The following is a 15,443-nucleotide window of genomic DNA, read 5'->3' on the forward strand; positions in this document are numbered from 1 at the left end:
GGCCCGGTGGAGTGGTGGACGTCACGATCACGAACGTCGGCCGGGTCACACCAGTCGTTTTGCAGACCCGGTCGACTCCGCCGCGTCGCTGGGCGCGGCACCGGCCGGACCGCGCGGCCCGTCGCCGGTCGTGCTTCCTCCCGCGGCGCCCCCCGGCTCCACGGGATCGCTCAGCGACACCCGGAGCCGCGCTCCCTCGAATCGCACCCGCAACTGCCGGTACCGCACGACGTAGCAGGCCCCGACGCCCAGTGCGGCGACGCCCGAGGCAGCGCCGACCGCGACGGCCCAGCGCGGACCGTACGCGTCGCCGACCATGCCGATCACAGGCGCGCCGATCGGTATGCCGCCGAGGCCGACCGCGAGCATGATCGCGACCACCCGGCCGCGCATCGCCGGGTCGGTCGACAGCTGGACCAGGCTGAACGTCGAGGTCGTGAAGGTCGGCGTGGCGACACCGACGATCACGAGGGCGAGCGCGAAGAGCAGGTACGTCGGCGCCAGCGCGCCGGCGCCGAGCCCGGCCGCGAAGATTGCCGTCGCCGCGAGGACCAGCGTGATCCTCGGGTTCTCGCGGCGCGCGGCGAGCAGCGCGCCGCACACCGAACCGACCGCCATGAACGAGCTGAGCAGGCCGTACGCACCGGCGCCGCGGTGGAAGACCGAGACCGACATCGTCGGGATGAAGATCTGGAAGTTGGCCCCGAACGTCCCGACCAGGAAGAACATCAGAAGCATCGTCTTGAGGTCCGGCCGCCGCAGCACGTAGCGGAAGCCGGCCGCGAGGTCACCCGCCGTCCTCGGCCGCCGGGCGGACAGGTGCAGTTCGGCGACCCGGATGAGGAACAGCGAGCCGAGGACGGCGACGTACGACGCGGCGTTGATGACGAACACCCAGCCGGTACCGACGACGGCGATGAGGACGCCGGCGACGGCCGGCCCGATCGTCCGCGCGGCGTTGAACGACGTCGTGTTCAGCGCAAGGGCGTTGGACAGGTTCGGGCCCTCGACCAGTTCGGCGACGAACGTCTGGCGGGCGGGCGAGTCGAAGGCGGCGGCGGAGCCGAAGAGGAACGCGAAGACGTAGACCTGCCAGAGCCGTACCGCTCCGGTGACGGTGAGCAGGCCGAGCACGAGCGAGAAGGTGGCCATCGCGCTCTGGCTCGCCATGAGCAGCCGGCGCCGGTTCAGCCGGTCCGCGGCGAGGCCGGTAACCGGCAGCAGCAGCACCTGCGGCGCGAACTGGAAAGCGAGGACGATGCCGACGGCGGTGGCGTTGTGGCGGGTGAGCTGGGTCAGGACGATCCAGTCCTGCGCGGTTCGCTGCATCCACGTCCCGACGTTGGAGACGATGGCCCCGGACGCCCAGATGCGGTAGTTGCGGACCGCGAGCGAGCGGAACATTCCGCTCACGAGTCGGCCATCTCGTTGAACAGGCGCGCCGCCTCGATCAGCGACTGCCGCTCGGCATCGGTCAGTTGCTCAAGGCGCGCGTTCAGCCAAACGTGCTTCACGCGGCGGCCCTCGGCCACCAGCTCGGCGCCGCGCTCGGTGGCGGTGACCAGCACCTTGCGCCCGTCGCTGGGATCGGGACGACGGGTGACCAGGTCGATCGCCTGGAGCGCGTTGACGGTCTGGTTCATTGCCGGCGGCGTGACGCGCTCCCGGTCGCTGAGCGCCCGCAGTGTCTGCGAGCCGTGCTTCACCAGGTGCGTGAGCACGGACAGCTGGGTGCCGCCGAGCTGGCTGGCCGGCATCTCGGACCGCACCCGGCGGTAGATTCGCGCGACGGCGCGCTGCAGTTCGGTGGCGAGGTCGGTCGTGGCCTGGTCCGCCGGTGTGGACCCGGATGTGGTGTCGGGCATAGTAATTAAGTTACTTCATTAAGCCGCTTAACGACAAGCCGGCCGACAGTCGGCATTCGGCATCGCCGCTGCGGCAGCCTGACCGCACCTACTGATCGGTGACCGAGCGTCGTCCTTCCGGGAAGGATCGGCTGCGCGAACGAGCAGTTCAGCGGCTGATCCCACGCAGATCCCCCAAGGTCCCGATAGAGCTGGGGAGGTGAGTGAGATCGAGTCCTTTCCGGTGAACATTCCCGAACACGAACTGAAGGATCTGCGGGAGCGCTTGGGCCGCGTCCGGCTTCCTGAAGCGGAAACGGTCCAGGACGGTACGCAAGGCATCGGCCTGGACCGCCTGCGGAACCTGCTGGACGCTTGGAGAGCGCACGACTGGAGGTCCTTGGAAGGACGGTGGAACGCAATACCGCACTACCGCACCTGCCTGGACGGCCTGAACATCGCGTTCTGGCACGTGCGCTCACCCGAGGCGGACGCCTTCCCCTTGGTGCTGACGCACGGCTGGCCCGGCTCGGTGCTGGAGTTCGAGAGCGTCATCGGGCCGCTGACCGACCCGGTCGCGCACGGCGGCGCCGCCGCGGACGCCTTCGACGTGGTCATCCCGGCCTTGCCGGGCTTCGGCTTCAGCGAGCGCCCCCGTGAACCCGGCTGGAACCCCGGCCGCACCGCACGGGCCTGGGCAGACCTGATGACCAGGCTCGGGTACGAGCGCTTCGGGGCGCACGGCGGCGACTGGGGTGCGCCCGTCAGCATCGGCCTGGCCCGCCTGGAGCCCGAGCGGGTCGCCGCCTTGCATCTGACGATGCCGTTCGCGTCCCCCTTGCCCGAGGACCTGGCGGCGGCCAGTGACGCAGAAAAAGCCATGATCGCCAAGCGTGACGCATTCATGAGGACCGGTCCCACCCACGCGATAGTCCAGAGTGTGCTCCCGCAGACGTTGGGCTACTCCCTGCTCGACTCTCCGGCTGGGCTCGCTGCGTGGCTGGGCCAGGCGCTGGCAGATTTCTCGGACACGCGGCCCGAGGCGGGCGGCGGTGTCAGCGTGGCACAGCAGGTGGACAACATCGCCCTGTACTGGTTCACCGGGACCGGAGCCTCGGCCGCACGCTGGTACTGGGAGGCGGTGCGGGCGACGCCGCGCAGCGCACAGGCCCAGAACGAGGAGACGGTGACCGTACCCACCGCCTTCACGCTGTTTCCCGGCGAGCCGTACCCGACCGCCCGGCGCTGGGCGGAACACCGCTACCAAAACATCATCAGCTGGAACGAGATGGAGTACGGCGGGCACTACGCGGGCTGGGAAAAGCCCGGCCTGCTGGTCAGTGAGCTCAGGGACGCCTTCCGCCAGGCCCGCAAGCGTTAGTCGGTCAGGGTGCACGACGGTGGGGCACGAGGGCCTTTCGGTCGGCGCCGTCGGGCCCTGCCCCCTGATCGTGCACCACGCAGGCCTTCCGCCACGGCACCAGGGCCGCCGACACCGCCGCATCAGACCTGCAACCGGGCCAGAGCTTCAGCCATCACCTGCGCGAGGCGCTTCGACCCGTACCGCCGTCCTGGCGTGTCGGGGAAACGGCCGGCCGCGGAGCGGAGGTGCCGGCGGCCGTGGCGCTGCCGCGCCACGGTGGTCCCCGCAGACCGCGCGGTTGTGGAGGCCGGCCGGCGCGGCTCGCTCAGCGCGGTGCGTCGAGCACGTTGCGGATGCGGGTGGCGACGTGCAGGTTGAGGCGGGTCTCGACGTCGCCGAGGTCGTGACCGGTGATCTCGCGGATGCGCTGGAGGCGGTAGCGGACGGTGCTGCGGTGGATGAGGAGCATCTCCGCGGTCGCGTCGTAGCTGCCGCCGCTCTCCAGGTAGCGCGAGAGCGTGGTCACCAGCTCGGTGTGGTGGCGGGCGTCGTACTCCAGGAGCAGTCCCAGCCATTCGGCGACGAAGCGGTCGGCTTCCCGTTCGCCTTCGCCGGAGCCCATCATGCGGCACAGGCCCAGCTCCTCGAAGCTGGTGCTGCCGTTCGGCTCCTGGGAACGGCGGCGGACGGTGAGCGCGCGGACCGCTTCGTCATAGGAGTGCGGGAGGTCGGTGAAGACATCGCAGCGGCCGCCGACCCCGATCGAGCCGGCTCCGGTGCCGAGTTCGTCCGAGACGGCCCGGTACAGCTCGTCCCAGGGGTCGCCCCGGTCCTCGTCGGGCGCCAGGACGACGGTGGTCGCGCCGCGGGAGCCGACGAGCACGTCCCGGTGCAGCCGCCGGGCCGCCCGTGCCACCGCGTCGCCGAGTGCGGCCCGCTCGGGGCTTCCGGGCCACTGCAGTACGGCGGCCTTGTGCGGCCGGTGCAGGTCGTGGCCCAGGGCTGCCGCCTGGGTGAGGACGTCGTCGGTCGCCTCACCCGCGATCAGCCGGTTGACCAGGTCGCGGCGCAGATGGGGCTCCAGCTCGGCGAGTCTGCGTTCGTGGGAGAGCAGGGGGGCCAGCACCAGGGCAGCCTGTTCGAGCGCCGAGCTGTCCGCTCCCGTGGCCCGCCGGTGCGGATCGACCAGGGCGACCACGCCGAGCAGGTCTCCGGCCATCTGGACGGGGACGACCAGCCGGTCCCGGTCCCGGACGGCGCCGGGCCGGCGCCGCACGCTCCGGATCAGGGCGTCCTGGCGCTGGTTCTCCGCTTCCGGGGGCGGTCTGCCGCCGGGTCCTCCCCGTGGCGCGCTCCGGTCGGGGCCCGCCCGGGCGCGCAGGTTGCCGAACCGGTCCTCGGTACGGGCAGCGAATCCCGTGCTGTCGTGCAGGATCCGGAGGATTCCGGCCTCGCCCTCGCCTGCGGCGGCGGCCCGGGACAGCGCCTCGTGGAGAGCGAGCCGCGCGGTCAGGGCGGACACGGTCGTCGCGGGGCCGGCGGTGGGCGATCCGCTCCCGGTTCCCAGCCGCTCCTCGCCGCCGGGCGGGCTCCCCCGGCCGACGCGGGCCGACTCTCCCCGGCCCCCCGTGAGGCGCGCGAGGGCGATCCCGGTCTGCTGGGCGAGCAGATCGGTCAAGGCCGTCTCCTCGGCAGAGGGTGAGGCCGGGGACCGGACGACGAGATAGCCCAGGCAGTGGTCCCGGTACCGCAGCGCGATGGCCTGCACCCGGAGCCCGCCGACTTCGTACAGGTGCCGGCTGTGGCCGTCCAGGGCGCCGATCCGGCGGTCGAGCCGGTCAGCGGCCGCCGCTTCGGCGGGGTCCGCCTCCGACGACTCGGATGCCGTCACGCTCCCCGGCCGGACGGCGGCGGAGGCAGCCGCCCGGGACGGTGGGCATCGCCGCGCCAGACCGTCGTGCACGGCGTAGGCCGCCTCTGCGGTGAACGGGCCGGTAGCGGCGATCGCCGCCATGGCACCCCACAGCACCTCGCGCTCGTCGTCGCCGTCGAGCATGACCGCCACCAGCCGCAGCAGTGTGTGCCGGGCGGCCCCCGGCTGGGGGAAGGGAGGGTGGGACGCGGCCGTCGGCAGGGGAACAGCGTCCATCGCGGGTCCCTTCGCGGCTCGACAGCGACTCCGGCTACTCAACGCTACGCCGCTCGGCCCGGGGCTTCACCCGAGAGCCGTGCCGTGCCCCCGTCCTGGCGGACGGGAAGGGCGGTGCGGATTGGTCCCGCGGGGGCGAGTGAGCACGCGTCGTGCCGCGGGAGGCTGGCGACAGGTGCGGCGCGGCTGCCTCCGACGCCCCGGCAGCGCGCCGATCGGCCGGTCCCGCGTCCCGACGGAGGGTTTTCCCATGGCTAAGGCAGTAGGCATCGATCTCGGCACCACAAACTCGGTCATCGCCGTCTGGGAGGGCGGCGAGCCCACCGTCGTCCCGAACGCGGAGGGGTCCAGGACGACGCCGTCGGTGGTCGCGTTCTCCGACGACGGCGAGCGGCTGGTCGGGCAGCTGGCGCGCCGGCAGTCGATCCTCAACCCCAAGGGCACCATCACCTCGGCGAAGCGGTTCATCGGCCGCCGCTACGGTGAGATCTCCGACGAGGCCAAGGCGGTCTCCTTCGACGTGGTCGAGGGGCCCGGCGGGGTGGCCCGCTTCGAGGTGAAGGGCAAGCAGTACGCCCCGGAGGAGATCAGCGCGCAGGTGCTGCGCAAGCTCGCCGACGACGCAGGGAAGGCGCTCGGCGAGAAGGTCACCGAGGCCGTCATCACCGTACCGGCGTACTTCAACGACGCCCAGCGCCAGGCCACCAAGGACGCCGGGAAGATCGCCGGTCTCGAAGTCCTGCGGATCATCAACGAGCCGACCGCCGCGGCGCTGGCCTATGGGCTGGACAAGAAGGGCCACGAGACCGTCATGGTCTTCGACCTCGGCGGCGGCACCTTCGACGTCAGCCTGCTGGACGTGGGCGACGGAGTGGTGGAGGTCCGCGCCACCGCCGGCGACTCCCATCTGGGCGGCGACGACTTCGACCGCCGGCTGGTGGACCACTTGGCGGACGGTTTCCAGAAGGCCGAGGGCATCGACCTGCGCAAGGACCCGCAGGCGCTGCAGCGCTTGTTCGAAGCGGCCGAGAAGGCCAAGACCGAGCTGAGTTCGGTGAGCCAGACCCAGGTGAGCCTGCCGTTCATCACGGCGGACGCCGCCGGGCCGAAGCACCTCACCGAGACGGTCCGCCGCGCCACCTTCGAGCAGATCACCTCCGACCTGGTGGAGCGCTGCCTCGAGCCGGTCAGGACGGCGATGAGTGACGCCAAGGTCACCGACAACGACATCGACGAAGTCATCCTCGTCGGCGGCTCGACCCGTATCCCGGCCGTGCAGAACCTGGTGCGCCGGATGACCGGCGGCAAGGACCCGAACATGAGCGTCAACCCGGACGAGGTGGTGGCGCTGGGCGCCGCCGTCCAGGCAGGCGTGCTCAAGGGCGAGGTCAAGGACGTCCTGCTGCTGGACGTCACCCCGCTGTCGCTGGGCGTCGAGACGGCCGGCGGTGTGATGACCAAGATCATCGACCGGAACACCACGATCCCCGTCCGCCGGTCCGAGACCTTCTCGACGGCCGAGGACAACCAGCCGGCCGTGGACATCGTGGTGCTCCAGGGCGAACGCGAACTGGCCGCCGACAACCGGGTGCTGGGCCGCTTCCGGCTGGAGAACCTGCGGCCGGCCCGGCGCGGGGAGACGCAGATCGAGGTCACGTTCGACATCGACGCCAACGGCATCCTCAAGGTCAGCGCCAAGGACCGGGACACCGGCGCCGAGCAGTCGATCACCATCAGCGAAGGCTCCAACCTCGATCCGTCCGAGGTCGAGCGGATGATCGACGAGGCCGAGAGCAACCGGGCCGGCGACCTGGCCCTGCGCGAGGCCATCGACGCGCGAAACGAACTCGACGCCGCCGCCTACCAGGTGGAGCGGCGACTGGACGACCTCGGCGACGCGGCGCCGGAGCACGAGCGGGCCCGCGCCCGACTGCTCATCGACGAGGCGCGCACCGCCATCAAGGAGGAGGCGCCGGCGGAACGGTCCCGGAACCTGACCTCCGAACTGCAGCAGATCCACGCGGCGCTGTCCGCCCACACCGCCGGAGCCGGCGATGGCGCCGGCGGTGGCGCCCAGCCCGGCGCGGCACCCGGTCAGGGTGCCGGGGGCGAGTCGCCTGGGGATGACGACGTCATCGACGCCGATTTCGACAAGAGCTGAGGCGGCGACATGTCGGATCAGGAGCAGACGGGTCCCGCCGAGGACGGCTCCCCGCCCGAGCCCGAGCAGGCGCCCGCGCACCGTGATCCGCCGTCGGCTCCCGCGTCCGGGCAGCAGGAGCGGCCGCCGGCTCCCGCCGTTCCCGAGGTGGAGGAGCTGGAGGACCGGTGGCGGCGCGCCCTCGCCGACCTCGACAACCTCCGCAAGCGCTACGCCCGTGAGCTTCCCCGGGAACGGGAGGCCGAGCGGTCCAGGGTGGCCGCGGCGTTCCTCCCGGTCGTCGACAACCTCGAACTGGCCCTCGCGCACGCGGGCGCCGATGATCCCGGCGCGATCGTCAGCGGGGTCCGGGCGGTACGCGACCAGGCCGTCGAGGTGCTGCGCAGCCTGGGATACCCCCGTCACGAGGAGACCGGTGTGCCCTTCGACCCCGAGCGGCACGAGGTGGTGTCCGTGGTGGCGGAACCCGACACCGCTCCGGGCACCGTCGTGCGGGTGCTGCGGCCCGGCTACGGCGAACCCGGCCGCCAGTTGCGGCCGGCCGCGGTGGCGGTCAGCCGCAAGCAGGAGTGAGGCCGCCATGGCAGACGACTACTACGAGGTGCTGGGCATTCCCCGCACCGCCGACGCCGCCGAGATCCAGCAGGCGTTCCGCACGCTGGCCCGCCGCTACCACCCGGACGTCAACCGTGATCCGGCCGCCGAGGAACGCTTCAAGCAGATCAACGAGGCGTACAGCGTGCTGTCCGACCCCGGCACCCGGTCCCGCTACGACCGCTTCGGCCCGGACTTCCGGCAGATTCCGGAGGACTACGACGAGCGCGTCGCGGCCGGCCAGGGCGCCGGTGGCGGAGCCGGCACGTACCGCGGCAGTCCCTTCGGGGGCGCCCGGGGCGCCGGCCGGACCGGCGCCCCGACCTGGACGGAGACCGGCTTCGACGGCTCGGGCGTGGACTTCGAGGATCTCTTCGGAGGCATGTTCGGCGGCCGGGCGGGCGGTGCCGGGCGGGGCGGCCCGGTTCCCGGCGCGGACCAGGAGGCCGAACTCACGCTCAGTGTGGAGGAGGCGTACCGCGGCGGCCGGCGGAAGATCACCCTCGGCGGGGACGGCGCGGAGCGCAGCTACGACGTCACCATCCCGCCCGGCGTCGTCGACGGGCAGCGCATCCGGCTCGCGGGAGAGGGCGGCCGGGGCCGCGGCCCGGGTTCCGCCGGGGACCTCTATCTGGTGGTCCGCATCGCGCCCCATCCGCGCTACCGCCTCGTCGGGCGCGACATCCACGTCGATCTGCCGGTGACGGCCTGGGAGGCCGCGCTGGGGGCGACGGTTCCCGTCACGGGTCCGGGCGGAGCGGTCAAGGTGCATGTGCCGCCCGGTACCTCCACCGGCCGCCGGCTGCGACTGCGCGGTGAGGGAATGCCGCACCCGAAAGGTTCCCCCGGGCACCTCTACGCCGAAATCCAGGTGATGGTGCCGCCCTCGCCCAGTCCGCGTGAGCGCGAGCTGTTCGAGGAACTGGCGGCCGTCTCCTCCTTCGACCCGAGGAAGCAGACATGAGAGCCGAACGCCGTTCCCCCACCGAAGGCACCGGACAGGCCGCCACGAGGGCCGCCTATCCCCTGGTGCGGATCCACCGGACCGGTCCCAGCCCCTACCGGCTCCCCTTGGCCGAAGTGGCCGGCCGAAGCGGCCTGCCGCCCGAACTCGTGGGCCGCTTCGTCGCCCTCGGGCTGGTGGACGCCGAGCGGGACGCCCGGGGTCGGCTGTGGTTCCGGCCGAGCGCCCCGGCCGCCCTCGCCCGGGTACAGCGGCTGCGGGACGGACTGTGTCTCAACTACGCGGCTGTCGGCGTCGTCCTGGACCTGCTCGACCGTATCGAACGTCTGGAGACCGCACTGCGGCGCGGCGAACGAGCCGCCAAGGAGCCGACCACATGGACATGAACCGCCTCACCCAGAAGTCGCAGGAAGCGCTGCAGGAAGCCCAGAGCGTCGCGGTGCGGATGGGCCAGACCGAGGTCGACGGGGAGCATCTGCTCCTGGCGTTGCTCGACCAGCAGGACGGCCTGACGCTCCGTCTGCTCGCGGACGCCGGTGCGGACCCGGCTGCTCTGCGTACCGCCGTCGAGGCCGACCTCGCCAAGCGCCCGCGCACGACCGGTCCGGGTGCCACACCCGGCCAGGTGATGGTGACCCAGCGGCTGGCCCGGCTGCTGGAGACCGCGGAACAGGAGGCCAGGCGACTCAAGGACGAGTACGTCTCCACCGAGCACCTCGTCCTCGCCCTGGTGGACGAGGGTCCGGCCACCGCGGCCGGCCGGCGGCTCGGCGAGCAAGGCGTCAGCAAGGACTCCTTCCTCGCCGCCCTCACCACGGTTCGCGGGAACCAGCGGGTCACCTCCGCCAACCCCGAGGAGGCGTACGAGGCGCTGGACAAGTACGGGCGCGACCTCGTCGCCGAGGCCCGCACCGGCCGCCTCGACCCGGTCATCGGCCGGGACGCCGAGATCCGGCGGGTGATCCAGATCCTCAGCCGCAAGAGCAAGAACAACCCGGTGCTGATCGGCGAACCGGGCGTCGGCAAGACCGCTGTCGTCGAGGGCCTGGCCCAGCGCATCCTCCGCGGCGACGTGCCCGAAGGGCTGCGGGACAAGACGGTGTTCTCGCTCGACATGGGCTCGCTGGTTGCCGGAGCCAAGTACCGCGGCGAGTTCGAGGAGCGGCTGAAAGCCGTGCTGGCCGAGGTCAAGAGTGCCGAGGGCCGGATCCTGCTCTTCGTGGACGAACTGCACACCGTCGTCGGGGCGGGCGCCGCCGAAGGTGCCATGGACGCGGGCAACATGCTCAAGCCCATGCTGGCCCGCGGCGAGCTGCACATGATCGGCGCGACCACGCTCGACGAGTACCGCAAACACATCGAGTCCGACGCCGCCTTGGAGCGGCGCTTCCAGACCGTGCTGGTGGACGAGCCGACCGTCGAGGACGCCATCTCCATCCTGCGCGGCATCCGGGAGCGGCTGGAGATCTTCCACGGCGTCAAGATCCAGGACAACGCACTGGTCGCCGCCGCCACCCTCAGCCACCGCTACATCAGCGACCGCTTCCTCCCCGACAAGGCCATCGACCTGGTCGACGAGGCGTGCGCGCGGCTGCGGACCGAGATCGACTCCATGCCCGCCGAACTCGACGAACTCACCCGCCGGGCCACCCGGCTGGAGATCGAGGAGGCCGCGCTGGACCAGGAGACCGATCCGGCCAGCCGCGCCCGGCTGGAGGACCTGCGCCGCGAACTGGCCGACCTGCGGGGCGAGGTGGACGCCAAGCACGCGCAGTGGGAGGCCGAGCGCCAGGCCATTCGCAAGGTCCAGGGACTGCGCCAGGAGCTGGAGCGCGCCCGGCACGAGGCGGAGGAGGCCGAACGTGCCTACGACCTGAACCGGGCCGCCCAGCTGCGCTACGGCACCGTCAGCGAACTGGAGCGCCGCCTGGCCGCCGAGGAGGAGCAGCTCGCCGCCAAACAGGGCGAGAACCGGCTGCTGCGCGAGGTGGTGACCGCCGAGGAGATCGCCGGGATCGTCTCCGCGTGGACCGGCATCCCCGTCACCCGGCTCCAGGAGGGCGAGCGGCAGAAGCTGCTCAAGCTGGACGAGATCCTGCGCGAGCGCGTGGTCGGGCAGGACGAAGCCGTCCAGCTCGTCGCCGACGCGGTGATCCGGGCCCGCTCCGGGGTGCGCGACCCGCGCCGGCCGATCGGCTCCTTCATCTTCCTCGGCCCCACCGGCGTCGGGAAGACCGAGCTGGCCAAGACGCTGGCGGCCGCGCTGTTCGACAGCGAGACCAACATGATCCGCCTCGACATGAGTGAGTACCAGGAGCGGCACACCGTCAGCCGCCTGGTCGGCGCGCCCCCCGGCTACGTCGGTTACGAGGAGGGCGGCCAGCTCACCGAGGCGGTGCGCCGCAAGCCGTACTCCGTCGTGCTCTTCGACGAGATCGAGAAGGCGCACGCCGATGTGTTCAACACGCTGCTCCAGGTGCTGGACGACGGCCGGATCACCGACGCGCAGGGCCGTACCGTCGACTTCCGCAACACCGTCGTCATCATGACCTCGAATCTGGGCTCCCAATACCTGCTGCAGGACGCCACCCAGGCCGGCGAGATCAAGCCCGAGGCGCGGGCGCTGGTGATGGCCGAACTCAACGGCCATTTCCGCCCCGAGTTCCTCAACCGCGTCGACGACGTCGTCCTCTTCCACCCGCTCGGCATCGCGCAGATCGAGCGCATCGTCGATCTGCTCCTTGCCGAGTTGCGCGACCGCCTGTCCGAGCAGCGCATCGCGCTCGTCCTCACCGAGCAGGCCCGCCGGCTGATCGCGGCCGAGGGATACGACCCGGTCTACGGCGCCAGGCCGCTGCGCCGCTTCATCTCGCACGAGGTCGAGACCAGGATCGGCCGCGCGCTGCTCAGCGGCGAGGCACGCGAGGGCGTGACCATCCTGGTCGACGCCGAGGGCGGCGACTTGGCCGTGACTCTCCAGGACGAGCCCCAGGAGCCGTGATGAGCACTCCCCACGAAGGCCGCGCCGACCACGGCCACCACACCGATGGGGCCGAGGCGTCGGCACGGACGGTCACCTGCGCCACCTGCGGCCGGACCAACCGGGTACCCGCCGCCGCGCAGGGCAGCCCGCGGTGCGGGAACTGCCGGGCGCCGCTGCCCTGGATCGCCGAAGCGGGCGACGCCGACTTCGGGCAGGTCGCCGAGCAGGCGAGCGTGCCCGTGCTGGTGGACCTCTGGGCCACCTGGTGCGGTCCCTGCCGCATGGTGAGCCCCGCCCTCGAAAAGGTCGCCGCGGATCTGGCCGGCCGGATCAAGCTCGTGAAGGTCGACATCGACAAGTCGCCGGGGCTGGCGCGGCGCTTCGACGTCCAAGCCGTACCCACCCTGCTGGTTCTGGACCACGGCAGGCAGGTCGCCCGCCAGACCGGCGCCGCGCCCGCGAACGCGCTGCGCCGGTGGGTGGACGAGTCGCTGTCGGCGTCCCACGGATCAGCCGATCCCGCCTCAGGGAGGCCGTGATGACCACCTTTTCCGACCCGCACCTGTCGATGGTCCGGCCCGTGACGCCCAGAACGCCGGAGGGGTGCGAGGACTGCCTGCGCATGGGGACTCCGTGGGTGCATCTGCGCCTGTGCCTGACCTGCGGCCACGTCGGCTGCTGCGACTCCTCCCCCATGCGCCATGCCCGCGCTCACGCGGCGGCCGACGGGCACCCGGTCGTGCGGTCGTTCGAGCCCGGTGAGGACTGGCGGTGGTGCTTCGTGCACGAGGCGATGGTCTGAGCGTCTGTTTCCGAAGAGGGGAGCGAACCGTGCCGACCCTGACCCCGACGGCCGACGTCCACGCCGCTTACCCGCGGCTGACGGACGACCAGATCGCGATCCTGAGATCCTGCGGACAGCAGCGGCAGGTCGGCGAGGGGGAACAGCTGTTCCGGGCGGGCGAGCGCACGGACGAGTTCTTCGTCGTCCTCAGCGGCGAGGTGGCCGTGGTCCACGACGATCCGGAGCACGTCGTCCAGCGGCACGGTCCGCGCAGCTTCCTCGGCGAACTGGGCCTGCTGGAGGGCCAGACCGCCTTCGTCAGCGCGGTGGTGAACAAGCCCGGAGAGGTACTGGCCGTGGGATCGGCCGCCCTGCGCGACCTGCTCAGCCGCGAACCGGGGCTCGGCGATGTGATCCTGCGGGCCTACCTGCTGCGCCGTACGCTCCTGGTCGGCGTCGGCACGGGCTTCCGCATCATCGGCTCCGCCTTCTCCGCCGACACGCGGCGGCTGCTGGAGTTCGCCGCCCGCAACCGCCTTCCGCACCGCTGGGCGGACCTGGAGAAGGACGCCGAGGCCGAGGCACTGCTCAGGCGTCTCGGTGTCGCTCCCGAGGAGACCCCGATCGTCCTCTGGCACGACCACCGGGTGCTGCGCAATCCCTCCAATGCCGAACTCGCCCACGTCATCGGGCTGCGGACCGAGACCCCCGCGAAGGGCGTCTGCGACCTGGTGGTGGTCGGCGCGGGACCCGGTGGCCTGGCCGCCGCGGTGTACGGCGCCTCCGAGGGACTGTCCACCGTCGTCCTGGACGCCGTCGCGACCGGCGGCCAGGCCGGCACCTCCTCACGGATCGAGAACTACCTCGGCTTCCCCGCCGGGATCTCCGGCATGGAGCTCGCCGAACGCGCCGTCGTACAGGCCGACCGGTTCGGTGCCCGGATCGATGTCCCCGCCGAGGCCGCCGGCCTCGAACAACGCGACGGGAACAGCCTCGTGCGGCTCACCGACGGCGGCACGGTCACGGCGACCAACGTCGTGGTGGCCACCGGCGCCCGCTACCGGCGGCTGGCCGCCCCCGGCATCGAGCGGTTCGAAGGACTCGGGGTCCACTACGCCGCCACCGTCTGGGAGGCACGGACCTGCCGCCGTGACACGGTGGCCGTCGTAGGGGGCGGCAACTCCGCCGGCCAAGCAGTGCTGTTCCTGGCGCGCGAGTCGCCCGCCGTCCACCTCCTGGTCCGCGGCGGAGCCCTGGAGGAGAACATGTCCCGCTACCTCATCGACCGCATCGAGCGGCACCCCCGGATCCATGTCCGGCTGCACACCGAAGTCCGGGAGGTTTCCGGCGAGGAGCGGGTCGAATCCGTCCTCGTCGAGGACAACCGCACCGGCGAGCAGCAGGTGCTGCCCGCCCGCGCCCTGTTCGTCTTCATCGGCGCGCGTCCCGCCACCTCCTGGCTCGCCGGCGCCGTCACCCTGGACAAGCGCGGCTTCATTCCGACCGGGCAGGACGTGGCCGAGGCAGCCGCGGACGCCTGGGAGCCCCTGGGCCGCGTCCCGCTCGCGCTGGAGACCGGTCTGCCGGGGGTCTTCGCCGTCGGCGACGTCCGCAGCCGCTCGGTCAAGCGGGTGGCCTCCGCGGTCGGTGAGGGCGCCATGGCCGTCCGCCTGGCACACGAGCACCTCGGGGAGGTGGGAGCACCCGCCGTCCGATGACCTCAGCCCCTCCACCGTTGCGAGAAAGGTAAAACGTCATGCCCGTCATGGGAGTTGCCAAGTTCGAGCATTTCTTCCGCGCAGCCGCCGGCCTCGACGTCAGCAAGAACGACCTCAAGCGCTACAACGACTTCGTGGACGCCAAGCTCTACGACCTCTTCCTCGTCGGCACCGCCGACGCCAAGGCCAACGACCGGGACATCATCGAACCGCAGGATCTCCCGGTCACCAAAGGCCTCCAGGAGAGCATCCACGCCTTCAAGAAGCTGGAGGAGGGCATCGAGCTGCGTCCGCTGCTCGACCAGCTCGCCGCCCGCCCCGCCCTCGGCATGGACGCCGCCGAGGACACCGAGCAGCGGCTGCCCGACCTGGCCGGCGGCCTCAGCGTCGCCCTCGCCCGCGCCCTCAAAACCATCGCCGCCGACACCCGCCGCCCCTCCACGGACCAGTGGGACGAGGCATTCGAACTCTTCGACCTGCTGGTCTGAGCGGGGCGTCCGCCTGACCGGCCGAACCGCCGCTCTTCAAGCCGGAAAGGCCAACAACTCCTCAGCCCTGGCGGCGTCGTCGTAGCGCTCACGGTCACGCCGGATCTCGTCGAGATTCTCCTCGGTCCAAGCGACCAGCTCCGCAAGGACACGGTGAAGACTGCGACCGCGCTCGGTCAGCGCGTACTCGACGCGGGGCGGCACGGCGGGCTCGACGGCACGGCTGATCAAGCCGTCGCGCTCAAGCCTGCGCACCGTGATGCTCAGCATCCGCTGCGTGATGCCATTCACCGCACGGCGCAGCGCGTTGAACCGCAGCGGGCCGTCATCGAGCCGGCAGATGACGGTCACCGACCATGCATACCTCCAGCGATGTGACTCTGTTTCCGCACGCG

At 71.7% G+C, this 15,443-nt stretch carries 14 protein-coding genes; 10 read left to right on the plus strand and 4 right to left on the minus strand.

Annotated elements, in window-relative coordinates:
- Nucleotides 1-45 precede the first annotated feature (45 nt).
- Nucleotides 46-1,404: an MFS transporter gene (locus BLR33_RS01920; protein WP_093782440.1), complete on the minus strand. Its 1,359-nt coding sequence runs from the start codon at nucleotides 1,402-1,404 to the stop codon at nucleotides 46-48.
- 5 nt (nucleotides 1,405-1,409) lie between these two features.
- Nucleotides 1,410-1,865 carry a MarR family winged helix-turn-helix transcriptional regulator gene (locus tag BLR33_RS01925; protein ID WP_093782441.1) on the minus strand — a complete coding sequence of 152 codons (456 nt, stop codon included), beginning with the start codon at nucleotides 1,863-1,865 and terminating at the stop codon, nucleotides 1,410-1,412.
- Nucleotides 1,866-2,064: 199 nt separating this feature from the next.
- On the opposite strand from BLR33_RS01925, the gene BLR33_RS01930 reads away from it, so the two are divergent.
- Nucleotides 2,065-3,225, plus strand: coding sequence for an epoxide hydrolase family protein (locus BLR33_RS01930; protein ID WP_093782442.1), 1,161 nt, complete (start codon nucleotides 2,065-2,067; stop codon nucleotides 3,223-3,225).
- Between the two features lie 307 nt (nucleotides 3,226-3,532).
- On the opposite strand, the gene BLR33_RS01935 is transcribed toward BLR33_RS01930, so the two are convergent.
- Nucleotides 3,533-5,356: a helix-turn-helix domain-containing protein gene (locus BLR33_RS01935; protein ID WP_093782443.1), complete on the minus strand. Its 1,824-nt coding sequence runs from the start codon at nucleotides 5,354-5,356 to the stop codon at nucleotides 3,533-3,535.
- Between the two features lie 250 nt (nucleotides 5,357-5,606).
- Here BLR33_RS01935 and dnaK point away from each other — a divergent pair, with 250 nt between their 5' ends.
- The 9 genes from dnaK to BLR33_RS01980 are packed head-to-tail and all read left to right on the plus strand — an operon-like array spanning nucleotide 5,607 to nucleotide 15,048.
- Complete coding sequence (gene dnaK, locus BLR33_RS01940) at nucleotides 5,607-7,517, plus strand: molecular chaperone DnaK (RefSeq protein WP_093782444.1); 1,911 nt, start codon at nucleotides 5,607-5,609, stop codon at nucleotides 7,515-7,517.
- Between the two features lie 9 nt (nucleotides 7,518-7,526).
- Nucleotides 7,527-8,090, plus strand: a complete 564-nt coding sequence (locus BLR33_RS01945; RefSeq protein ID WP_093782445.1) for a nucleotide exchange factor GrpE — start codon at nucleotides 7,527-7,529, stop codon at nucleotides 8,088-8,090.
- Nucleotides 8,091-8,097: 7 nt separating this feature from the next.
- The gene (locus BLR33_RS01950) at nucleotides 8,098-9,075 is read left to right on the plus strand and encodes a DnaJ C-terminal domain-containing protein (protein WP_093782446.1); all 978 of its coding nucleotides are present in this window, start codon (nucleotides 8,098-8,100) and stop codon (nucleotides 9,073-9,075) included.
- The gene (locus BLR33_RS01955) at nucleotides 9,072-9,461 is read left to right on the plus strand and encodes a chaperone modulator CbpM (RefSeq protein ID WP_093782447.1); all 390 of its coding nucleotides are present in this window, start codon (nucleotides 9,072-9,074) and stop codon (nucleotides 9,459-9,461) included. The genes BLR33_RS01950 and BLR33_RS01955 overlap by 4 nt, the downstream gene beginning before the upstream one ends.
- Nucleotides 9,452-12,076, plus strand: a complete 2,625-nt coding sequence (gene clpB / locus BLR33_RS01960; RefSeq protein ID WP_093782448.1) for an ATP-dependent chaperone ClpB — start codon at nucleotides 9,452-9,454, stop codon at nucleotides 12,074-12,076. The genes BLR33_RS01955 and clpB overlap by 10 nt, the downstream gene beginning before the upstream one ends.
- Complete coding sequence (gene trxA, locus BLR33_RS01965; protein WP_093782449.1) at nucleotides 12,076-12,597, plus strand: thioredoxin; 522 nt, start codon at nucleotides 12,076-12,078, stop codon at nucleotides 12,595-12,597. The genes clpB and trxA overlap by 1 nt, the downstream gene beginning before the upstream one ends.
- Nucleotides 12,597-12,860: a UBP-type zinc finger domain-containing protein gene (locus tag BLR33_RS01970; RefSeq protein ID WP_093782450.1), complete on the plus strand. Its 264-nt coding sequence runs from the start codon at nucleotides 12,597-12,599 to the stop codon at nucleotides 12,858-12,860. The genes trxA and BLR33_RS01970 overlap by 1 nt, the downstream gene beginning before the upstream one ends.
- Nucleotides 12,861-12,889: 29 nt before the next feature.
- Nucleotides 12,890-14,560: an FAD-dependent oxidoreductase gene (locus BLR33_RS01975; RefSeq protein ID WP_245771085.1), complete on the plus strand. Its 1,671-nt coding sequence runs from the start codon at nucleotides 12,890-12,892 to the stop codon at nucleotides 14,558-14,560.
- 38 nt (nucleotides 14,561-14,598) lie between these two features.
- Entirely contained in the window at nucleotides 14,599-15,048 is a 450-nt protein-coding gene (locus BLR33_RS01980; RefSeq protein WP_093782451.1) for a DUF1931 family protein, read from the plus strand.
- Nucleotides 15,049-15,084: 36 nt separating this feature from the next.
- Here the strand turns inward: BLR33_RS01980 and BLR33_RS01985 are convergent, their stop codons facing one another.
- Nucleotides 15,085-15,399 (minus strand): winged helix-turn-helix transcriptional regulator, encoded by a 315-nt coding sequence (locus tag BLR33_RS01985; RefSeq protein WP_093782452.1) that lies wholly within the window; start codon nucleotides 15,397-15,399, stop codon nucleotides 15,085-15,087.
- Nucleotides 15,400-15,443: the final 44 nt, after the last annotated feature.

This window comes from Actinacidiphila guanduensis (genome assembly GCF_900103985.1).
GTDB lineage: Bacteria > Actinomycetota > Actinomycetes > Streptomycetales > Streptomycetaceae > Actinacidiphila > Actinacidiphila guanduensis.